The organism is Ruegeria sp. YTSA064 (assembly GCF_059610325.1).
Genome location: NZ_JBXWNK010000012.1, coordinates 1 through 21,250 on the forward strand (window position 1 = coordinate 1; position 21,250 = coordinate 21,250).

At 52.0% G+C, this 21,250-nt stretch carries 22 protein-coding genes and 1 pseudogene; 15 read left to right on the forward strand and 8 right to left on the reverse strand.

Annotation, left to right across the window (positions count from 1 at the left end; translation table 11 throughout):
- Nucleotides 1-90: 90 nt before the first annotated feature.
- Nucleotides 91-561 (reverse strand): annotated as a pseudogene (locus AC2FI7_RS17450) (IS6 family transposase); the annotation flags it as partial.
- Between the two features lie 203 nt (nucleotides 562-764).
- Between AC2FI7_RS17450 and AC2FI7_RS17455 the strand changes: the two are divergent.
- Nucleotides 765-935: a helix-turn-helix domain-containing protein gene (locus AC2FI7_RS17455; RefSeq protein WP_120981209.1), complete on the forward strand. Its 171-nt coding sequence runs from the start codon at nucleotides 765-767 to the stop codon at nucleotides 933-935.
- Nucleotides 925-1,173: a hypothetical protein gene (locus AC2FI7_RS17460; RefSeq protein ID WP_139056613.1), complete on the forward strand. Its 249-nt coding sequence runs from the start codon at nucleotides 925-927 to the stop codon at nucleotides 1,171-1,173. Before AC2FI7_RS17455 ends, AC2FI7_RS17460 begins: the two co-directional genes overlap by 11 nt.
- 353 nt (nucleotides 1,174-1,526) lie before the next feature.
- Here AC2FI7_RS17460 and AC2FI7_RS17465 read toward each other — a convergent pair whose 3' ends face one another.
- Nucleotides 1,527-2,852 (reverse strand): tetratricopeptide repeat protein, encoded by a 1,326-nt coding sequence (locus tag AC2FI7_RS17465; protein WP_010442265.1) that lies wholly within the window; start codon nucleotides 2,850-2,852, stop codon nucleotides 1,527-1,529.
- Nucleotides 2,853-2,996: 144 nt separating this feature from the next.
- Here AC2FI7_RS17465 and AC2FI7_RS17470 point away from each other — a divergent pair, with 144 nt between their 5' ends.
- From AC2FI7_RS17470 to AC2FI7_RS17495, 6 genes are all read left to right on the forward strand, one after another.
- Complete coding sequence (locus tag AC2FI7_RS17470; protein ID WP_010442264.1) at nucleotides 2,997-3,305, forward strand: hypothetical protein; 309 nt, start codon at nucleotides 2,997-2,999, stop codon at nucleotides 3,303-3,305.
- A 4-nt stretch (nucleotides 3,306-3,309) separates the two neighbouring features.
- A complete protein-coding gene (gene gntH, locus AC2FI7_RS17475; protein ID WP_109312726.1) occupies nucleotides 3,310-4,764 on the forward strand; it encodes a guanitoxin biosynthesis MBL fold metallo-hydrolase GntH in 1,455 nt (484 codons plus the stop codon).
- Nucleotides 4,765-4,846: 82 nt separating this feature from the next.
- On the forward strand, nucleotides 4,847-5,956 hold the full coding sequence (locus tag AC2FI7_RS17480; protein ID WP_010442262.1) for an HlyD family secretion protein: 1,110 nt from the start codon (nucleotides 4,847-4,849) through the stop codon (nucleotides 5,954-5,956).
- 29 nt (nucleotides 5,957-5,985) lie between these two features.
- Nucleotides 5,986-6,672 carry an ABC transporter ATP-binding protein gene (locus AC2FI7_RS17485; protein ID WP_037321629.1) on the forward strand — a complete coding sequence of 229 codons (687 nt, stop codon included), beginning with the start codon at nucleotides 5,986-5,988 and terminating at the stop codon, nucleotides 6,670-6,672.
- Nucleotides 6,672-8,075 carry an ABC transporter permease gene (locus AC2FI7_RS17490; RefSeq protein WP_260027312.1) on the forward strand — a complete coding sequence of 468 codons (1,404 nt, stop codon included), beginning with the start codon at nucleotides 6,672-6,674 and terminating at the stop codon, nucleotides 8,073-8,075. The genes AC2FI7_RS17485 and AC2FI7_RS17490 overlap by 1 nt, the downstream gene beginning before the upstream one ends.
- Nucleotides 8,076-8,093: 18 nt before the next feature.
- Complete coding sequence (locus AC2FI7_RS17495) at nucleotides 8,094-8,747, forward strand: DUF3299 domain-containing protein (protein ID WP_010442259.1); 654 nt, start codon at nucleotides 8,094-8,096, stop codon at nucleotides 8,745-8,747.
- Between the two features lie 372 nt (nucleotides 8,748-9,119).
- Here AC2FI7_RS17495 and AC2FI7_RS17500 read toward each other — a convergent pair whose 3' ends face one another.
- Entirely contained in the window at nucleotides 9,120-9,281 is a 162-nt protein-coding gene (locus tag AC2FI7_RS17500; RefSeq protein WP_158005274.1) for a hypothetical protein, read from the reverse strand.
- A 65-nt stretch (nucleotides 9,282-9,346) separates the two neighbouring features.
- Here AC2FI7_RS17500 and AC2FI7_RS17505 point away from each other — a divergent pair, with 65 nt between their 5' ends.
- Nucleotides 9,347-10,336, forward strand: coding sequence for an adenylate/guanylate cyclase domain-containing protein (locus AC2FI7_RS17505; protein ID WP_029622059.1), 990 nt, complete (start codon nucleotides 9,347-9,349; stop codon nucleotides 10,334-10,336).
- A 500-nt stretch (nucleotides 10,337-10,836) separates the two neighbouring features.
- On the opposite strand, the gene AC2FI7_RS17510 is transcribed toward AC2FI7_RS17505, so the two are convergent.
- Nucleotides 10,837-11,871: an alpha/beta fold hydrolase gene (locus tag AC2FI7_RS17510; protein WP_029622057.1), complete on the reverse strand. Its 1,035-nt coding sequence runs from the start codon at nucleotides 11,869-11,871 to the stop codon at nucleotides 10,837-10,839.
- Between the two features lie 133 nt (nucleotides 11,872-12,004).
- Between AC2FI7_RS17510 and AC2FI7_RS17515 the strand changes: the two genes are divergently transcribed.
- On the forward strand, nucleotides 12,005-12,850 hold the full coding sequence (locus tag AC2FI7_RS17515; protein WP_083829018.1) for an alpha/beta fold hydrolase: 846 nt from the start codon (nucleotides 12,005-12,007) through the stop codon (nucleotides 12,848-12,850).
- Between the two features lie 179 nt (nucleotides 12,851-13,029).
- Here the strand turns inward: AC2FI7_RS17515 and AC2FI7_RS17520 are convergent, their stop codons facing one another.
- On the reverse strand, nucleotides 13,030-13,617 hold the full coding sequence (locus AC2FI7_RS17520) for a PACE efflux transporter (protein WP_083829017.1): 588 nt from the start codon (nucleotides 13,615-13,617) through the stop codon (nucleotides 13,030-13,032).
- A gap of 601 nt (nucleotides 13,618-14,218) precedes the next feature.
- Between AC2FI7_RS17520 and AC2FI7_RS17525 the strand changes: the two genes are divergently transcribed.
- A complete protein-coding gene (locus AC2FI7_RS17525; protein WP_029622054.1) occupies nucleotides 14,219-14,461 on the forward strand; it encodes a hypothetical protein in 243 nt (80 codons plus the stop codon).
- A gap of 15 nt (nucleotides 14,462-14,476) precedes the next feature.
- Here AC2FI7_RS17525 and AC2FI7_RS17530 read toward each other — a convergent pair whose 3' ends face one another.
- A complete protein-coding gene (locus AC2FI7_RS17530; protein WP_238528812.1) occupies nucleotides 14,477-14,758 on the reverse strand; it encodes a hypothetical protein in 282 nt (93 codons plus the stop codon).
- A gap of 107 nt (nucleotides 14,759-14,865) precedes the next feature.
- Between AC2FI7_RS17530 and AC2FI7_RS17535 the strand changes: the two genes are divergently transcribed.
- The 3 genes from AC2FI7_RS17535 to AC2FI7_RS17545 all read left to right on the forward strand — a co-directional run bounded on the left by AC2FI7_RS17535 (nucleotide 14,866) and on the right by AC2FI7_RS17545 (nucleotide 16,984).
- The gene (locus AC2FI7_RS17535) at nucleotides 14,866-15,111 is read left to right on the forward strand and encodes a transposase (protein WP_238528811.1); all 246 of its coding nucleotides are present in this window, start codon (nucleotides 14,866-14,868) and stop codon (nucleotides 15,109-15,111) included.
- Nucleotides 15,112-15,129: 18 nt separating this feature from the next.
- A complete protein-coding gene (locus AC2FI7_RS17540) occupies nucleotides 15,130-15,264 on the forward strand; it encodes a hypothetical protein (RefSeq protein ID WP_010442252.1) in 135 nt (44 codons plus the stop codon).
- A gap of 79 nt (nucleotides 15,265-15,343) precedes the next feature.
- Entirely contained in the window at nucleotides 15,344-16,984 is a 1,641-nt protein-coding gene (locus tag AC2FI7_RS17545) for a L,D-transpeptidase family protein (protein WP_496833548.1), read from the forward strand.
- A gap of 542 nt (nucleotides 16,985-17,526) precedes the next feature.
- On the opposite strand, the gene AC2FI7_RS17550 is transcribed toward AC2FI7_RS17545, so the two are convergent.
- Nucleotides 17,527-18,012 (reverse strand): GNAT family N-acetyltransferase, encoded by a 486-nt coding sequence (locus tag AC2FI7_RS17550; RefSeq protein WP_010442250.1) that lies wholly within the window; start codon nucleotides 18,010-18,012, stop codon nucleotides 17,527-17,529.
- A gap of 343 nt (nucleotides 18,013-18,355) precedes the next feature.
- Here AC2FI7_RS17550 and AC2FI7_RS17555 point away from each other — a divergent pair.
- A protein-coding gene (locus AC2FI7_RS17555; RefSeq protein WP_085977576.1) for an IS3 family transposase occupies nucleotides 18,356-19,482 on the forward strand; the annotation gives its coding sequence in 2 pieces (ribosomal slippage) (nucleotides 18,356-18,620 and nucleotides 18,620-19,482; 1,128 coding nt in all).
- A gap of 233 nt (nucleotides 19,483-19,715) precedes the next feature.
- On the opposite strand, the gene AC2FI7_RS17560 is transcribed toward AC2FI7_RS17555, so the two are convergent.
- The gene (locus tag AC2FI7_RS17560; protein WP_010442246.1) at nucleotides 19,716-21,233 is read right to left on the reverse strand and encodes an aldehyde dehydrogenase family protein; all 1,518 of its coding nucleotides are present in this window, start codon (nucleotides 21,231-21,233) and stop codon (nucleotides 19,716-19,718) included.
- Between the last annotated feature and the right edge of the window lie 17 nt (nucleotides 21,234-21,250).

The window sequence follows — 21,250 nt, forward strand, 5'->3', positions numbered from 1 at the left end:
GAACTCGACCGCATTTCCCCAAAATCACCACAAGATTCTGCTTGCGTTCCCGGAGGCGTCCACACATGCACGCTCGGTCCAGTTGGGCCGTATTGGGTAACCAAAGCCTTTCAGCATCTTGTTTATGGCTTTGATGCCGGCAGTGTTGGCCCCGCTTTTGTCGATGACGATTTTACGCGGCAGCCCGTTGGCTTCGAGCGCGCGGGCAAAAAACTTCGTTGCCGCAGCTTTGTTTCTGCGCTTGGAAAGCATGAAATCAAGCGTTTTGCCGAACTTGTCGATCGCGCGATAGAGATACACCCATTCGCCCTTCACTTTCACATAAGTCTCATCCATGCGCCAAGAATGATCCGCAGCACGCTTTCGATATCGCGCGGCTTCAGCCACAAGCACGGCATATTTACCTACCCAGCGGTTCAGCGTCGCATGGTCTAGGTCAACACCACGTTCGGCCATGATTTCTTCCAGATCCCGGTAAGACACGCCGTAGCGCAAGTAGAAGAAGACCGCGTTTAAGATCACGTCCTTTGGAAAATGCGCGCCTTTGAATGAAATCGTCACGGTTTGCCCCTGTCTTATCCGAGCGCGCGTTATCAAAACCGCAGTCGGAATGACAGTTGGGAGCAAAATTTGCGACAGAACCGGGTGACATTGTATTAGAAGCCATCTCGTAGTCCTTTCCGAGATACTTGCGCTGTCGCAACAAGAGTAACTCTTCACCCGTTCTTCTGGTATCCGGCACAAAATTGTGCTGTTCTGCAAAAATGAAGAACGGGTTCCGAAACTGGTCGGATATTCGTGTGTTCCTCTCGGTCTTCAGAGAAGGATCGACGCTTGCGGCCTCCAGAAAACTGCAGGTCTCCCAACCAACGGTTGCCCGACGCATTGCCATACCGGCTTTATCCCCTTTCGATTGCACACATGATGGCAGGTGATCAGCAACTCGCGCTTGAAGCAATTTCGGACGCGACTGAAATGCGCCCCTACTGTCGACACTTCTGGTTGGTGAAGGCGTGGATACTCAGAAAGTCGCGAATGCACTCCAAAGCGGAGGCTGCTGCAGAACGCGCGGAAACGCTGTCAGAAAAAGCGGATATCCTTGCACAAAACCTTCATCTGCCTGACCCCATCAGAGAGGATATAGCGTTGCCAGGTGATCCGATCCAAGCATAGAGGCCTAGATGGGTTATGAGAGCGTGGGCTGATAGCCGAACGGCAGACATGTAATACGTTCTTGCCTTTCGATATTCTATCAAGACCCAACCTAAAGTGCGTTATCTTCATTCACCGCGGGCGATGGGCAGCGTCATTTTTCATGGTCGATTTGTGCTCACAGCAGACATTCGAAAGTCAACAATAGGGAGCCAACGGCGGCTCTGCGGACAATTCCGCCGTTAGCTACAACAAATTCCGATGACCGCTTTCGGCGTACATTAACACTACCAAGATATGTTCTCTTGTGTTGGCGGTAAAACACACATTACGCAAATGTGCCTGTTTCCAGCCATGGCTCGAAAAGGAATATCTTAAAACCGCCATCCCGCATCTGTTAAGGCTGAAATCACTTCGTCCGATAGATTTGGACTGGAATAAAATGCTGCTAGAACAAGATCTGGCCTGAACTCTGGCCACGACTGTTTCAGTTGATTCAAGGTTGCATGTGCGTCTTTGGCTTCGCCCAACCTTTGATAGGAAGCCGCCAAAAATACCAAAGACAGTGCACTGACGGGGTCACCATTGTCACTCGCAAATTTCAAGGACGCGATTGCTTCCCTAAACTCACCGATGTGAAAACTGGCAACCGCGTGAATGTTCCTGTGGGCAAACCGATGACTTCCCATCTCTCTGGGGTGGCTTGGGTCGCTGACGTCATACGCTTCTTCAAAGCGACCCATAACCAGTAGTATCACGCCGCGAAAGTCCAGAACGTTTCCGTCATTGGGTCGAAGCGACTGGGCGAGTGCTGAATAGTCCAATGCGCTGTCATAGTCGCCAGAAACGTAAGACACCCATGCCATTGCCGATTGGCTCCAGCCGTTTGAGGGCGCAATATCCACAGCTTTCTGTGCCATTTTTCCTGAATTCAGTATCAGCGCGTCACGCTCTTCCTCGCCTCGCGTTAGTAGAGCCTGGGTTCCCAGACTATGGGCCAATCCGGCATATCCACAGTAAAAATCGGGAGCCTCATTTATTGCCATTCTAAAAATGTCGCTGGCCAGGATCTGGTTATCGATAGTTGCGATTGGAAAGAGCAGGCCCCGAGCTTGATCGCAGTAATTTGACGCCTGTACTGCAGCGGGTGATTTAGCGGATAGAGCCTTTCGCTCAAGTGAGCGCGCAGATGTCTTTGGGTTGAGATCAACAACCTGTTCCATGCGCCCGCCCAAGACGTAAGCAAGAGCAATGATCGCTATGGTGACAGCAGGGATGCCAATCCGCCAGGGTAATCCTGGCCTGAATGGCGTATGATCGACATTGCTCTGAATTGTACCAGAGCGGTCCTCGAACCAAGGTGCGTAGCCGCCGCTATCAATGTGAATGCGCAGATCGTCTCCAGCACCTGCCGTTTCATAGTACTGCTGAAGTTTCCGCCGTAACCGCCCCGCATCCACACGAACAACGTTGATGTGGCCGTCATCACTGGCAAAACTCTTGAAGTAAACATCCTGAGCGATTGTTTTGCCAAGAATAGCCTCGGATCTACCCGCAATGGCTTCTTCGACAACGTAGCTCAGAAAATTCCGAAGGCGTTCCGCCTTGCCAAATATGTCACTCGCCAATACCTGGTCCAGCGCGTACTTCACACGGGTCGCGTGACGTTCCGGATCAAGGGTCAATTCTCTGTCGGGCATCTGAAACTTCAAGTTTCTCTGTATTTTCAACTCTATACTGTCAAATGAATATTTGAATGTCACCCTAATTTCACGGTGTAACCCTTCCGCGTCGCGCGATGTGCCCTCAGCCTAGTGCCCAGAGATGGACTAGGCGCCAGGGCAATGACGGACATCAACTTACTAGAGCTCGCTTTTCCGGACCAAATCAGCCGCATCCGCGTCATGCGAAAGAACCATCGTGGATTCGAGGCACTTTGCGGTGACTTCGAGTTGCTCTCAACCGAGTTGGAGAGGGTCCGGAAGGTCAATGAGCAGACGTCACCATGTCTGATCGATCCTGTCACCGAAAGCCTAAACGGGCTGGCCGAGGAAATCGCCGAGCATCTCTCTCGATTCACTAATTCAGAGATTGTCCCGAAAGCCATTTCAGAAGTGGCTCCCATATTCACCCAGGCTCGAACAAAGGACTGAAAATATGCTGCAAGACAGACAGAGGAAGTCAATTAAGTCACTCAGCGCACTCGCCGTCGCAGCGACATTGTTCGCCACAAATGCGTTCGGTCAGGCTCCTCCGGTACAGGAGCCCTCATCCCAAGAAGATATTGAGGCTGCACTGACTGGCGGCGTCCCAATGGGACGTTGGAAAGAGGGTCTGACCTTTGAGGGCATCTCTCCTCAACCGTGGTTGAAAAGTGCGGCGAACTGGTTCCCACGCACAGAAGATGTACAGCCCAACGAGATGAGAATTATCTTCATGGGATCTGCCCCGTTCATTCGCCCTGGGCAAATGAACACAGCGATTCTTGTTGAGCTGGGTAACGGTAAGATTTTCATGTTTGACATTGGTGAGGGCTCACCAGCGAACATCATTGCCAGTGGATATGCACTGAATGAAATTACCGATGTATTCATCACGCACCTGCACGTGGACCACTTTGGTGGGCTGCCGTACCTGTGGATGTTCGGAACCTGGGCAGGTGGATGGCACGAGCAGTTGACGGTCCACGGCCCATCCGGCCGCACCAAGGAGTACGGCACCGCAACGATGGTAGAAGGCATGAAAATGATGACCGGCTGGCACCGGGATGCGTTCAGCGTCTTTCCCGTTGGCAAAGGTTGGGACATCGAAGTCAACGAATTTGATTTCCGTGACAATGGTGGCGTGATCTATGATGAAGACGGGGTCAAAGTCACACACTGGCAAAGAAGCCATGCCAAGGACGGTGCGTCCGGATACCGGATGGACTGGAATGGCATGTGCTTCATCTGGACAGGTGACGGTCGACCCAACATGATCGACATTCCTTTCGCCAAAGGCTGCGATGTCTTCGTAACGGAACAGCAACAGGAAATCATCGAAATCTCATCCGGAGTTCAAGGCGTGCCGCCTTTCCTCGGGCGGTATACCGTCGACACCCATCACACGCCCAGCTATGCGGCCGGCTACATTGCCAATCTGGTGCAACCCAGGCTTCTGATGAACACTCACATGAGCTATGACCCCTATCAGATCGAGGAAACCGTAGCGGAGATCCGAGAGCACTGGAAAGGCCCCTATCACTTTGGAGCGCCTGACGGGATCGTTGTGAACGTCACCAAAGATCAGATATGGGTTCGCGAAGGCATATTGCCCGAGTTTCCAAACTCACGAGCGCCGCAGTTTGACTTTAGCAATGGTCAGTTGATCGTGCCGAAGCCGCCCCACCGGCGCGAAGACATTCAAGAACCCTACGTGCGGGATATGGAGATCGATCCTAAGCTGTACTATCCCGAGGGATATCATCCTGAGCTGCTGACAGAGTGGCCAGTTGATGACGACCTTGTTGTTCCTCTGGAAGCGCTTCCCGAAAATCTGAAAGAGAGTATGGGCGCGGCATGGCGCCATCGTGAAGCCAACCGCAAAGTGTTGGAAGAGCAAGGTGACAACTAAGTCATCATGACAAACAGGGCGATCACTCGTAAGTTTGGGTGGTCGTTCGAACTTTCCGGAAACATCACGAAGGAATGAAGTCTTGTTAATCGTACTTGGCCTCTACTTTGGAATAGTCTGGCTGGTCTTTTCCAAGTTTCACCTTCTCCCCTGGAATGGATTCTGGAAAACTCTGGTTTACTGTGTAGCCGGTGTTATCGCTCTGGTGGTCATCGGTGCGCTGAACCACACAACTCCGACTGGCCCGGTATCCATTCAGGGTGTTTCGACGAATATTGCTCCGAACGTGGCGGGCACGGTTACAGAAGTCGTTGTGGAGCCAAACCAGGAAGTTGCAATTGGCGAGACCCTATTCCGGATAGATAATGAGGTTTTCAAAGCCGAGGTTTCCCGGCTCGAAGCTGTCTTGGAAACTGCAAAGTCATCTGCCGATCAACTGTTATCAGATTTATCAGCTGCCGAGGCCGAGATTGAATCCCTGACTGCTCAGCTGATTTTCGGAATTCAGCGTCGTGATGACATCATCCGTTTGGAAGAACGCGGGGCATCAACCACGTTCCAACTGCAAGAGGCTGTCTCAACCATCGACCAGTTGACCGCGAATATCCGCGCAGCAGAAGCCCGGAAGACAAGCCTTGAGCGGCGTATCGCCGCGAAGATCGACGGGCGTGACGCAGGTGTTGTGGAGGCCGAACAGACACTTGCGCAAGCTCTTTGGGATTTAGAGCAAACAGTTGTAAAAGCGCCGGGAAACGGCGTTGTCACGGCTGTATCACTACGACCAGGTAACCGCGCCACTCCGCTACAAGGGGCAATAACTTTTGTCGAACCCGGAGACTTTGCAGTAATTGCTACTCTGCCCCAATCCAGTCGTGCCAATGTTTCGGTCGGTGACGAAATCCGGCTTGCATTTAGAACGGAACCCGGCGGAGAAATTACCGGCCGTATTTCCGATTTTCCGGTCGGAACTGTCGAAGGTACTGTTGATCTAAGGTCAGGCCTTCCCTCATTGCGCGAACTAACCGGGATATCCAGCTACATCGTATTGGTTGAACTACCTGCAGATGCAGACATAAATTACTTGCAATTTGGAACGTCAGGAACAGCTTTGGTCAAGACAGACGAGGCCGGAGCCATTGGTGTTTTGGCAGAGATCCTTTTCTGGGTCACCAAGAAGCTCAATTATCTTTGAAAAACCAAGCCAAAGCATCTGTGTCATCAATGAAAACTGTAGAGCTCAAATCCTTGGTGTTTCGGTGGCCCGGTCAACCTGACCCGGTTCTCTCAGTCGCTAGCTTCGATCTTGAGGCCGGGGAAAGTGTGTTTATGAAAGGCCCCAGTGGCAGCGGAAAGACCACATTGCTTTCGGCAATTGCTGGCGTGATCGATGTACCGCAAAGCGCGGTTCGCGTTGCAGGCACGGATGTCGGGGCTTTGGCCGGAGGTGATCGTGACCGTTTTCGTGTGGATCATTTGGGGATTGTTTTCCAGGTCTTCAATCTCTTGCCTTGGCTCAGTGCGCTTGAAAACACGTTGCTGCCCTGCCGGTTTTCAGCGCGACGTCGCAATCGGTCGGGGCCAGACCCCAAGGCTACCGCCACACGGTTGCTAAGTGAGCTGGGTCTTGAGGATACTGAGCTCATCAATCGACCTGCCAGCGCACTGAGTGTTGGGCAGCAACAACGCGTTGCGGCGGCGCGTGCTCTGATAGGGGCGCCTGAAGTAGTTTTGGCGGATGAACCCACCTCGGCTTTGGATGAGGAAGCGAAAGACACGTTTGTCCAGTTGTTGTTGAAGGAATGCAAAGCATCAGGGGCAAGTTTGTTATTTGTCAGCCATGATCGCAGCCTGGAAAAACACTTCGATCGGAGCGTTGACTTGCCGATGCTGAACGCGGGCAAAACGTGATGTTCAATCTTTGTTATAAAAGCCTTCTCAATCGCCGCTTTATCGCTGCGTTGACTGTTCTTAGCATTGCCTTGAGCGTGGCTTTGATTGTTGGGGTTGAACGACTGCGAACAGAGGCACGAGCGGGTTTTGCCAATTCTGCATCAGGGATCGACCTGATCATTGCGGCACGCGGAAACGATGTGCAGATCCTGATGGCAACGGTTTTTGGTGTCGGCACAACTGGCGCTGGTATCAGCTGGGACAGCTACGAGATGATCGAAGATCTGCCCCAGATAAGCTGGACAGTGCCAATCATGATGGGTGACAACCACCGAGGATATCCCGTGATAGGAACGTCCGAGCAATATTTTGACCACTTTCGTCATAGTGGCGGCCGGCAACTGATATTTGCTGAAGGTGTTCCGTTTAAATCTCCAGATGGCGCAGTGATTGGAGCAAAAGTTGCTCAGGCTTTCGGGTACACGTCAGGTACTGAAATCGTGAATGCCCATGGCTCAGGGGAAGTCGCCTTTGATGTGCACGACGAAGCGCCATTCACAGTGACCGGCGTGCTGGGGCATACCGGGACGGCCGTCGACAGAATGGTTTTTGTCTCACTCGAGGGTTTTGACGCCTTGCACGAAGAACCTGCATCAGAGGTTGCGGACCCATTCGTTTTGATCGAAGCACCAGAAGTCGCCGGAGAACACGAAGACCATGACCATGTGGAGTTAGACGAGCCTGACGAGCACGAAGAAGGGCATCAGGAACATGACGACCGTCATGCTCACGGAAGCGGCCATGAAGACGAGGGGCAAACTGTCACGACCTCTGACGGGCACGATCACGATGGCCATGATCATGAACCGGGGACCATCAACGCGATTTTTGCCGGGCTGGAGGAAAAAACGGCGGTGCTTTCAGTTCAACGGCAACTGGCAGACCATCGCGACGAGGCACTGACCGCTGTTCTTCCTAATGTTGCGCTGTTGCAGCTTTGGTCGATTACCAGTACGGCCGAGACTGCGCTGCGTCTGATGGCAGGCGCTGTGGCAGTGGCTGGAATGATCGGCATGGTGGTCATGTTGTCTGCTTCACTCGACAACCGGCGGCGTGAATTTGCGATCCTTCGATCCGTGGGCGCAACACCTGCCGGCGTCTTTTCCCTGATCTTGCTTGAAGCCGTTTTATTGTTGTCGGCCGGTATCGTGCTTGGAGTAATCGCGCTCAGCGCTCTCACGCGCGTGATAGATCCGATTCTTGCCGCAAATTTTGGGCTTCGCATCGGTGTTGGCCTGCCGAGTTTTCGCGAGGTTCTTCTCATAGCCATCGTTTTCTGCTCTGGTCTTCTTGCCAGTATTATACCTGCGTTAAGGGTGTACCGTATGACGCTATCAGACGGACTGTTGGTGCGGCTTTGAATAAGAGGATCCGCTGAAATGAAAACCATTGCGCATTTTCTGAATATCTTATTCGCCCTTGCGATTGCGGGGCCTCTTCTAGCAGCGGATCCGCGCAACATAAGTTGGCAGGATCTCCTTCCTGAAGAGCGGCCCTACCACGATCCTTTTGCCACCCTAGAATATTCTCAGGTCAATGCGTTGGCCATGCTTTATCGGATTGAGGTTCTGCATGCGGACACTGCGGATGACGAGAAGCGCGCAGAAGCGTTTCAGATCCGCGAAGGACTCGTATCTCAAGGCCTTGACCCAGATTGGTTGTTTGAACAACGCGAAATTGTGATGAACCAACGGTTGATTGCCGCGCGCGAACCGAACCTTGACCTTTTGGGAGAGAACGTGCGCCTTCCCGGCTATCTCCTTCCCCTGGATATTGTCGACCAGAAGGCGGTCGAATTCCTTCTGGTTCCGACAGTTGGAGCCTGCATTCACACACCAGCACCTCCAGCCAATCAGATGGTTTACGTGCGATACGAACAAGGCTTCGAAATCGATGAGTTATATAAGCCGGTTTGGATAAGCGGGGAAATGCGGGCACTGAGCAGGTCCCAGTCACTCAATTACGTGGACGGCCAGGCAAATATCGAAACCTCATATGCGATGGATGCGCTGTCGGTAGAAATCTATGACTGATCAGTCAGACTAGAGGTCTGTTCTATGGCTTCACCGGGATAAATCTTTGCACCGCACCCCTGTATCAGGATCTTTGGTTCGTGCAGATGTGACGCTGCAAATCTCCTCTGAAGCTCCTTGATGATCAATAGAGCGATTTTTTTTCACGATCCGCCATTTCGTGACCACACCATTCCACGCGTACGGGTTTTACAAGTACACCCGGCAACCCTCGCTGGTTAATCAGCTTATTATAAGTAGCAAGAACTCTTTTTCATTGCTCTTGATCGATCATGTTGTCTCTTTGACCTATTGATCAGTGTTCTTAATCGCATCGCATACCGCGCTTGTAAGCCGCCTTTCGTGCGTGTCGCAGCATCCGTTAGTTTGGGCTCAGTGTTGCCGTTCTCCGTAGTCACCATTATTGGCGGTTCCAGCCCACAGCCGACATTGGTAGTCATCCCGGCGAAGGGCTGGTCCAAAGCCACTACAGACAGAATACCCCAAAGCGTCCGGGACAAACCCCTTGATCTGTGAGAAACTCAGTCGCAGCATGATATTAGAGGTGTTCTAATCTGGAGGGTACAGTTGGAAATACTGAAATTCGTGCTGCTGAACCAATGGTGGGACCAGCCGAGATGATCCTTCCGTCCCCAGAGCTTCTCGCAGTTTCAAGACGCTGGTATCAGGGTATTTTTAACGGAAATACTAAGATTTTGCGGGACTACCTTTCGACCGTAGAAGAGTTGCGGTTCATAGGAACGGGTGAAGGTGAATACTGGAGGGGCTCCGCGGTGCGCGACGGCGTCGGTGATTTTTTTGAAGAAATACCGGTTTTCGACGAAGTCGAGGAATTGGAGGCGGAAGCGTACGAAAACGGAGAAACCGGCTGGTCGTCCTTTGTCCATAGAATACGATTCGTCGGTGTTGCCAGTGAAAGCGTTCATCGCACAACACTGATATTCGCTCTAGATGGCGCCGCGTGGAAAATCGTGCATCGCCATGCCTCGGTTCCGACACCCAACATCGACATCGTGGGCGCAGAACAGATGGCAATCCAAAGACTGGTAGACGCCGCGCGGGACGAAGGACCAGAGTTGAACCAGACCGAGGGGCTAGCCTCGGTGCTGTTTACCGATCTGGAGGGCAGCACGACGTTAGCGGCGACACTGGGCGACAAACGTTGGTCAACATTGATAGATCAACATTTTCAGACTGTTGAAGGGATTGTTACGGCGCACCGTGGACAGTTCGTAAAGTCGCTCGGAGATGGAACGCTATCCAGTTTTCAATCCGCAAACGAGGCGCTTCTCGCAGCGATCAATATGCAGGAAGCCGTAAATTTGACCGATTTGGAACCGCGGTTGGGTTTGCGGGTTGGTATTCACACAGGCGACGTCGTGTTGGCGCGAGGCGACTTCTTCGGAACTGTGGTTAACAAGGCAGCTCGCATCATGTCATCAGCCAATGCGGGTGAAATTCTAGTCTCAGACGAAACACGAGTCATGGTTAGTGGAAACCACGAGTTCAACTTTGTGGACGCTAAATCAGTGACCCTCAAAGGGTTGCCAGAAGATCATACCATTTATCGTTTGGAATGGACGCGATAACTGTTTCGCTGGGCGACACCTTGAAAGTCAACTCTGCAACCGGTGTGTCTGTTCAGCCACTTGGTTTTCTATTCGGTATCCCCTTGCAGAGCGGACATACCCACTCAGCCGTTCCATCAATTGGGCGTCCCTTGCTCTTTAAATCCCGCTGAGAAACAACCTGCTGATCGCGACAAAATGGACATGTTGCAAGCGCAAAGAAATCTGGAATATGCGTAACTTTCTTAGGAACAGGATTGCAAACCATCACTAACTCCGTTTGAGAAAAGATGTGTTATCTAAAATCTTGACGACAAGGTTACGGATGTCTTCACAATCTTAGCATAGATCGACGACTCAAGTATTTCCGTCACAAATGTTCTGCTTTGGGCTCAAAGCAGTCATCTGACGACCTCTAGAAATCACAAGGCGGTTCAGCCGTGCCGAGCGTCCGGTGTGCGGGACAAAACTGCCATTGCCACGTTGGATCAGATTAAAAAGTTTACAGTGCCGATCTCTAATCAGAACAGATGCCCATACGTGCGAATTGCATGCTGCCTGTTCTGCAGTTCAAGTTTGGCGTAGATTTTACTTGTGTGGTTTCGAACGGTTTTTTCACTCATTTGGAGACTGTTAGCAATTTCTTTACTGCTCATTGCCTGACAGATAAGTCTCAGCACGTCCTGCTCGCGCTTTGTCAAATCGTTAAAGTCCGTCGTTTGACCGGAAGATGTAAATTCAAGCAAGCTCTTGGAAAAAGCGCGCCAGGCAGGTTCATCGCGTTGGATAATGTGATTTTTTCCCTCTAAAGCAGACATTGTCGCTCCGGGAATTTTCTGAGCGAGACGTTGTCCTTCTTCAAACGGAATAACCTGATCGTTCCTTGAATGGATCACCAGTGTTGGAACTGAAACCTTTGGCAGAAGGCTCTCAACATTTACGTCAGCGCGCGCCATAAGCAGGTCGGCCCCTGTCTCAGGCAAAACGGTCTTTTGGCAAAGATCTGTGAACCATGAGCGCTGTTCGACTGCCGCGCCAGGAAGAAATCTTGATGTGAATACATCTTGGAATGCTGGGTTGTCATTCTCCCAACCCAAGCGAAATATATCGATTACAGTCTTGTAGTTCTTGGCGGCAACCGGTCCACGGTGGTTACTGCCCCTTGCATAGCCGCCAACAAGTATCATCCCAGCGACCCTGTCGGGATACATGAGCGAATACGCGATAGAAGTCGCCGCACCCTGAGAAACACCCAGAAGATAGAATGGTTCATTTATTTCAGCGGCGTCGATTACAGCTTCGAGATCATCAACCCAGTAATCAATACCTAGATTCTCAACTCGCTTGTCAGATAATCCGCAGCCTCGCTCATCATAGCGAACAAGGGTGAATTGACTTTCTAACATTTCGATCCAGTGAGACCAAATTGGACTGTCGAGATCATAACTGAGATGCGTAAGCCAATTAGCCGCCTTTACCATGGGCAGGCCGTTTCCGGATTTGCTCCACGCCAGCGACGTACCATCGCTTGAGGAAGTGTATCTAACGGTTCGCATGTCCTTTTTTAGTCAATTTGGGGCAAATGTCCCAACAATTTCCCGTCGTTTTGAGTCTAGCCGGGACATGTGTCCGATAGGTTGAAGGACAGATGAGTGACACCATTGTGAAATTCAGATTGGAGGTCATCACATGAATAAACAATTTGACGCATCACTACACGCTTCGCCGTCCCGGTCCCAATTTTCGCCCGCTCCCTGCGTGGGGCTACATTGTTCCGGTGCTGACGGAAGCCAGTGGCGCACTCTGTTTGCCCGGATGAGCGATGAAACCAAAACAATAGCGCCCGACCTAATTGGAACCCTGTCTCGGGGTCATAAAATCCCCGACGGGCCGTTCACATTGGAACACGAAGCTGCTTCGATTATAACTGAGATAGAGAAGTTTGGCAGGCCCGCTCATTTGATTGGACACTCCTATGGAGGAGCGCTGGCTTTGCATATCGCCAGAGCTCGACCCGACCTTGTTCGATCACTTTGTCTCTATGAACCAACTTTGTTCAGCCTACTGAAAGCCGGAGAGTTGACTGATGGTTTATTGTATTCCGAGATTGTTAGCCTCACAAACGCAATACGAACGGGCATAGAAGAGGGATGCGAAGAGTTTAGCGCACAGGTTTTCACTGATTTTTGGGGAGGACTTGGCTCTTGGCAAGCCCTGAGTCGTGAACGCAGGTGCGCTATGATTGATTGGGTTCACAAAGCCCCAAGCGATTTCGATGCGCTTCTGAAAGAACCTGACCCAGAATACATTCTTTCTGAGGGTGTTCCCTCTACGATCATTCGCGGATCGCAGACGCATGTGCACACAAAGCGCATCGCAGAAATTCTGGCAACCCAAGGTAAGCTTGTTGAGCTAAAGGTTCTGAAAGGTGCCGGCCATTTGGGGCCCTTTACCTTCAAGGAAAGTTTCGAGATGGAGGTGCTGTCACATATTGGAACTGTGGACCGTCGCTACATGGCTTCAATGGAAATCTAGCCGATCAGAAGATCGTGAGCCGGGGACACTGGGACTCTAGGACAAACGACCGACCGCTAAGGGCTCGGTGCGGCCGTTCATAACAACATGTCTGTATGTAAGCTTTGCGGATAAAACTGACGCCCTCCAACTGAGGAACACACATTTGCTTACGATCCATCTTATGGTTCGTGTCACACTCAGGATCTACGGTCTAATCCGAATTTGGCTTCTGCTTCAATCAAGCCGACTTGCGGAGAATCCGTTGCCAAGATCGAGCTAAGCGCCGGAATTTGCTTTTTAGTTTCGACATGTGTTTGTCTTTCCACAGGACGCAAACGATCGTAAATCATGTGGAAAAAATATGTGTAAATCGAATAGGTTAACGTCAAGCCCAGATTGAATGCTAATGCGGCTGACAGTGTATGCCCGCCGATCCACATGAGTAGCGGACAAGTTATCAAAATCGCTGTAACTTCATGCAGTGTGGCGTGTAAAACTCTAAGTCTGTGTGGGCGTTTGCAGGCCAGTCGGTTGGTGAAATGTCTATCAATCACGTCAAAGAAGGTATTAAAGATCGGCGACCAGACCATTACTGCTATAGATAATACGGCAATTGTTGCAAACCCATGTACCATTGATGACCCGGCCAGTTGGGCATAAATGGGGGCAACAAAAAAAATACCTACTAACTCAAAACTTGAAGTCTGAATGACGCGTTCTTTAAATGACCTAAGTGTAATTTTTCTGCTCCAATACAGTAGTTCTTGCCACATCAAAAAAGGCATCTGCTCACTCAGGAAAATGACCCATCCGGATGCAGAGTACGTTTCCCGAGCAGCCTGCTTTCGCCGCTTCAATGATTATAATTGGCCAGTGAAGATGATTTAGCTGTGAAGTTAGTCACACTGGACAAGTTTAACGAAAAACTGGACATCTGCTCTCAACAATACGGTTTGCTGTAGTGCGGTTTTGTTTGACCATCAATTCGCGAACTTCCTAAACAAGTTCGCTTTTAACGTCTGCTTTGGGCTGATATTGTTGAAAAACTCACAATTGGTGTAAACTCGAGTCAGAATTTGGCCCGACAAGGCCGACGGGAATTTTCAGCTGAGGGGTCGGCCAAAAACTGACACTGGCCACCAGTGGGCACCGAAACGCCCGTCATCGGTATCAGAAGTGGACTTTTCGGATTGACTGCCAGTTCGCAGACTATCAGGGCCTCCCAGATTTATAAGTTTTTCAACACAATCGGCTCAATATTGCAGTTCTCTGCGGTTTGCATGGTTGGCGGTTCGCAGCCCAAAGCATGCGTAATTGGGCTGACCGTGAACTGAGGTCGAGCTCCCGATAGGCTCACAGGGAAACTGTGAACATGGGAGATTTCGAATGGAGTATTTTGCAGGTTTGGACGTGTCGCTGCGTTCGTGCGCGATTTGTGTCGTTGATGGCAAAGGCGCGGTTCTGCACGAGCGAGACCTGCCTTGCGAAATCGAGGAGATCGCGGGCTATCTGGCCGCGCTTCCTGTTTCGGTCGAGCGCATCGGGTTTGAGTCTGGCACTTTGAGCCAGCACTTGTTCTACGGATTGAAGGCAGAAGGTTTCGACGTCGTTTGCATGGAGGCGCGCTAGGTAAGTGCGGCGTTGTCAGCGATGCGTAACTAGACGGATCGCAACGAAGCACGTGGCATTGCCCAAATCTTGCGGACAGGGCGGTTCAGTCCTGTTCACATGAAGAGCCGGGAGGCACATGGGATCCGGGCCCTCCTGAGCACGCGCAAGGCATTGTTGAGTAAGACCAATGATCTGGCCAACGAAGTGCGGGGATTGCTGAAGATCTTCGGCATCCGTCTGCCCAAGACGGTTTAGCATGGCAGCTTCGACGACGTCGTCCGACCGATGATCGAAATGGACGAGGTGTTGGCTCATGCCATGCTCCCGCTGCTCGACGCCCGGCTGGTGCTGTATCAACACTTCCTTGAATTGGATCGGAGGGTAAAACGCGCCGCCAGTCGGGATGCGGTCTGCATCGTATGATGACGGTTCCTGGTGTCGGCCCCATAGCGGCCTTAACCTTCAAGGCCGCTGTTGACGATCCTACGCGGTTCAAACGGTTTCGTACCGTAGCCGCCCACTTTGGCTTGACGCCTCGAAGATATCAGTCAGGTGAGCAAGACAATCCCGGTCGAATATCCAAAGCCGGGGATCGCGATGTGAGGGCGACACTCTATGCTGCCGCCAACGCTTTGCTGATGCGAACCATGGCAGGATCGCAGATCTAGTCATGGGGGATGAGATTGATGCGCACGAAGGGGCGCCGCCGCGCGGTCGTTGCCGTTGCACGCAAACTGGCCGTTCAAGTTTTCACCCGCCGTCTGTTCTACGGGCAACGCAGCCATTCGCAAATAATTGTCGTCGATGCGGCGCGAGCATGATCCGAGACCAATAAATTCCAATTTGATTATACATAATGTTGAAGTATCCTCCGACGAAGAAACGACATATAGATTGAAGGTGACGGAGCGGATGGTAAAAGGTCTTAAATCAGTAGTTGCAACTGCACTAACTGCAACGTTGATGACATGCCCCAATTTAGGCGCAGCAGACCAAGTCTCGGAACAGATAGAAGCGCTTCTAAGGTCAAATACGAATGCGAGTAGTACACTTTCAAACAGCAAGAGTTTGGACGCAGAAATCCTTGTACCTCGTTTCTATACGGCTAGAGAATTTACGCCAGCTTGGACCAGTATTGAATTGGTTGACGAGCTTTTTGAGGAGTTGGGTGGAGCAATTGATCAGGGCTTTACGCCGAGTGACTTCAAACTAGAGGAGCTTCGATCCGCGTTCAAAGCTTCACAGGGTGGCGATGCCTCCAGTCGAGCATTATTCGATATTCTGGCGACTGACGCGGCCGTGATACTCGTACACCATTTGGTGTTTGGAAAAGTCGATCCAAATGCGCTAGACGACGATTGGAATTTCTCAAAGCCAGTAATTCAACAAGACCCTTCCGTTGTATTGAGCCAATTTCTTCAAGGTGAAGGCTTCAGCGCTTTGATTGAACGCATCGATATCGACAATGCGCAATATACGATGCTCGTTGATGCATTGCGTAAATATAGAGCTATTGCATCAAAGGGAGGCTGGAACAAAGTTCCCGAAGAAACGGTTCTGAAGCCGGAAATGGTGGACCCTGCCGTCGCCGAACTGCGCAAAAGGCTAGCGACAGAAGGCTACGAGGGAACAAATGAATTTCAAGAAATCAGCCAAAACGGCATAAACCCAACTTGGGTTTATGACGATTACTTGGTGCAACTGGTAAAAACCTTTCAAAATCGTCATGGCTTGGAAGCAGATGGCGTCGTTGGTGGTAAGACTTTCGCGTCTCTCAACAAACCTGTCGAAGATCGCATAAATAAGTTGCGCCTCAGCCTGGAGCGAGGCCGCTGGCTCATGCGGGAAATCGACGAAGAATTCGTGCTAGTAAACATTGCAGGAGCCCGTACTTACTTAGTCAAGTCCGATGGGACGGTTTGGACCACCCGGTCGATCACAGGATCAGCCTACCGAAAAACCCCAGTGTTCCGAGATGAAATTGAATACATGGAATTCAATCCGACTTGGACCGTTCCCGCCTCGATTTTTCGGAAAGACAAGCTTTCGCGGATCCGCAAGGATCCAGCCTATCTGGCGCGCAACAATTACGTAGTTCGGAACAAAGACGGGCAGACAATTCCTGCCAACGCTGTCAACTGGGGGGCAAAGAACCCCGCCGTGACTTTGGTTCAGCAGCCGGGCCCAGACAATGCGTTAGGTTTAGTCAAGTTCATGTTTCCCAATAAATATGCAGTGTACTTGCATGATACCAACGACCGCAGTCTTTTCGACCGAAATGAGCGGAACCTAAGTTCCGGCTGCGTTCGTCTTGAGTATCCGTTCGAATTTGCCAGCCTTTTGATGGAGGGAGAGCCCGACTGGAGTCGGCAAAAGATGCAATCCATATTGGATAGCGGGAAGACAACGCGCGTTAACCTACCCGAGCCCATGCCGGTCCTTTTGACCTATTGGACTGCTTGGGTCGAAGATGGGGCCGTTCATTTCCGTGAGGATCCATACGAACGAGATGCTCGAATCCTCGCAGCTTTGGATCGATGAACACGTCATCCTCAAAGAGATGCGCAGTTCCATGTTCAAACTGCAATAGTTGTCGTCACCAAAATGAACCAGCGCAGCTGCGTTCAGGACTCACAAGCGCTCGACGCGCGGTGCAGCGCCGAGTGGCCGCTCTGGGCGGTCTAATAGTCTTTGCAATGTCCGGTTTCTGCGGATTGTGTTGAAAAACTTATAAATCTGGGAGGCCCTGATAGTTTGCGAACTGGCAGTCAATCCGAAAAGTCCACTTCTGATACCGATGACGGGCGTTTCGGTGCCCACTGGTGGCCAGTGTCAGTTTTTGGCCGACCCCTCAGCTGAAAATTCCCGTCGGCCTTGTCGGGCCAAATTCTGACTCGAGTTTACACCAATTGTGAGTTTTTCAACAATATCTGCGCATTGCTGTCATTGGGGAATCGCGCAGCATCGGTCAAAGTGGACTCCGAAGTAGACAGTCGCCGCACTCGGTGTGAGCGACTGCTATACGGGACGAAACAGCCGTTCGCTGCGTTTGCACCAATGTCCGTTCATCATGGCTCAACGGCTCAAAGTAGCATGGACATCTCGTGCCAAGTCATTCCTCCATGATCAGAGGTTGATGGATGAAGATAGCTGTAGCCAAATCTCTGATAAAGCGGGACGTGATGCTCTTTGCACATGAGGTAGATCGCGGATTTGTCCATATTCCTCATGCAGTCGACGAATTCAGTCATCAATGCCCGCGACAGGCCTGTTCCCTGATGCTCAGGATCAACAACGACGGACATAATAACAACATTTGGCGCGTCGGGGTCATGCCCCACAAGCTCCTTGAACTCCTCGTCTGACATTTCGACTTCATGGGCACATCCGCAATTGATAAAGCCAGCGATCTCGCCTCGTTCCTCAAGAATCAGGAAACCATCGGGATAGACCTCGATCCTCTTGGATATCTTTTCGAGGGTTGCTGCTTCGTCGCCTTCATAGGCAGCAGTTTCGATCTCAAAGCAACGCTGTGCGTCGGATTGTCGGGCATTTCGGAACTTGCTCATGCATTTACAATATGCGCGTTGGGTCAAGTTGCATAGCCGCCCTTGGTTGCGCTGACAGCATCCGGCAATTTGGGCTCTCACCGGCCCAATGCTTACGCGGCGATGCCGTTGCGGCGGGCTGACCGAGACCAGTCATCTGTGATTTTCGCCAGCCACATGAATTTTCTATGGCAAAACAGAGTAGCGAACCTTGGACAGCATTGAGCCGACCTTTGTGCGGCTGGCGGCGAATCTTGAAGGTGATCCCAAAGCGGAACTGGAAGTTTTCAGTGTCAACTTGAAGGGAGTGATCCTCCCCCTCTGAAGTGGTCCGCCGTTATGGTTAAGAAAACGGAGGAACCACATGGCGCGCAAGCGACCGAAGCCGGAAGAGATTGTCTCGAAGTTGCGGCAGGTTGAGATATTGATGGGGCAAGGCATGTCCCGTCTGGATGCGATCCGGCAGATTGGTGTTGTTGAACAGACCTATTATCGCTGGAGGAAGAAGTACGGCGGAATGGGTGCGGATCAATTGAAGGAACTTAAGCGCCTTCAAAAAGAGAATGAGCGTCTTCGAAAGGCCGTCTCGGATCTTACCCTGGACAAACTGATCCTGACGGAGGCGGCCAAGGGAAACTACTGAGCCCCGCCCGTCGCCGTGCCTGCATCAACCATGTGCGCCACAAACTGCGTGTCTCAGAACGCCGGGCGTGTCGCGTCCTGAAACAGCACCGATCCACACAGCGAAAGCTGCCGAAAGGTCGAGCTGACGAGAAGCGCCTGGTGGCGGACATGATAGAATTGGCCCGCCAGTATGGCCGCTACGGTTATCGCCGGATCGCGGCTTTGCTGAGAGATGCGGGCTGGCAGGTGAATGACAAGCGCGTCGAGAGGCTTTGGCGTCGGGAGGGGCTGAAAGTGCCAATGAAACAACCAAAGAAGGGGCGGCTCTGGTTAAATGATGGATCGTGTGTTCGGCTGCGGCCGGAGCATCGAAACCACGTCTGGAGCTATGACTTCGTGCATTGTCGAACGGATGACGGAAAGGCATTCCGCACGCTCAACGTCATTGATGAGTACAGCCGGGAGTGCTTGGCGATCCGTGTGGACCGCAAGCTGAACTCCAGCGATGTCATCGACGTGCTGAGTGACCTGTTCATCATGCGCGGTGTGCCAAGCTACATTCGCTCCGACAATGGCCCTGAGTTCATTGCCGTGGCGGTGCAAGACTGGATCAATGCAGTTGGAGCAAAGACCGCATACATCGAGCCAGGCAGCCCATGGGAGAACGGTTACTGTGAGAGTTTCTATGCGCGGTTCAGAGATGAGTTCCTGAATGGAGAAGTCTTCTACAGCCTAAAAGAAGCGCAGATATTGATCGAAGAATGGAGGAAACACTACAACACTAAACGCCCGCACAGTGCTCTGGGATATAAACCACCGGCCCCGGAAACCATCGTTCAGATGGACCAAAGGCCAATCATGCACTAACAATCAAATTGGACCACACAAGTGGGGCTGATCAATCAATTCACCAAGATCTAAGCGATTGTCAGCGTTGCTTTTTTGTGTTCGGCCGATACAAAAAAGCCAAGTTTTTCTCAAAGCAATATGGGGTTATGCCGAAGAAATGTTGCTTTTTCACAATGGCTTGATGATTTGAAGCTACCTTGAAAAACAAAGCCTCTGTGCCGACGGCAACGACAATCCAGACGAAATATCCCTTATCCGGTGTGCTTTCTCCCGCCCTGTACGTCATCTGAATAGAACCATTCGTCGGGATATGGATACCACCAGCCCGCCTCCTTCGCCTTCGGGTCAATCACGACCATCTTGGGCCGTCTGAAAGCCTCGAGGCCTTGAAGGCCTAGCGTGCGCCCAAGTCCGGAATTCTTGACGCCGCCAAAAGGCAAGGCATCGTTGTCCACTAGCGGGTTGTTGACCCAGACCATCCCCACCTGTAGTTCGTTCACCCCCTGAAATGCCTCGTCCAGGTCGCCGGTAAACAGGCATCCGCCAAGACCGAACTGTGACGCGTTGGCCAATTCAAGCGCTTGGTCAAAGTCGCTCACCCGAATGACCGAGGCGACTGGCCCAAAGACCTCTTCCTGAGTTAGCGCCATGTCCGTCGTCACGCCGGTTAGGATCGTTGGTGCGAAGAACCAACCCGGCCCGGCGTCATCCGGAATACCGCCTCCTACCTCGACCACCGCGCCTTTCTCAGTTGCATCGCGCACCAGACGCTCGACCTTGTTGCGCGCCTCCTTGGAGGCCAAAGGTCCGATTTCCGCCACCCCCATGCCGTCGCCGATGCGTAGTTTCCGGGTTCGGGCCACGAATTCATCGACAAAATCGTCGTACACGTCATCCACCACAAAAATCCGTTCAGACGATGTACAAACCTGGCCCGACTGCAAAAAAGCAGCGGTAACTGCCCCGGCAGCAGCGACCGCGATATCGGCATGTTTACTGACGATCAGTGGATCGCTTCCCCCAGCCTCGATCACTGCGGGTTTCAAGTTCTCTGCTGCGGCCACTGCGACTGCACGACCTGTCGGCACGGACCCTGTAAAGGCGACCACATGGGTTTTGGGGCTGGCAATCAGCTGTTTGCCCACGTCTGCCCCACCCGGCAGGCAAGCAATCAGGTCTTGGGGCAACGCCCGAAAAAACTCCATGAACGCCATCGTGCACAAAGTTCCTGCGGGTGAGGCTTTCAACACTACACCGTTACCTGCCGCAAGTGATGCGGCCATCGACCAGCTGCCAAGAATGAGGGGGAAATTGTACGGAACCACATGCACGGACACCCCGTAGGGCTCGTATGTCTGATACTGAAAAGATCCGGTTTGCATCGTGCCGGCGATCTTGCCCGCGTCATTGCGCGCCATCTCGGCATAGTAGCGGAAAACCGGCGGGATGTTCGCAATCTCGCCAATCGATTCAGGGTAAGGTTTGCCCGTTTCCAATGTCATCAAGCGGGCGATCTCAGTCATATCGCCGCTTTCGATGTCGTTGGCGATCTGGTGCAATACCCGCGCGCGAGATTTGCAGTCCATCGCAGACCACCTCCTTTGCGCCGCATTGACCCGGTCCAGAACCTGGTTCACGATCTGCGGCGACGGCTCACCAAAAACCCCGACGGGCTGCAAGGTAGACGGGTTGACCAGAGTGGTCCCACCACCCTCCAATGGCACATGCTTGGGGTTGAGGTAGTAGGTAGATTTGAACGGGTCACGCATTGGGCAGCCCCCTTGTT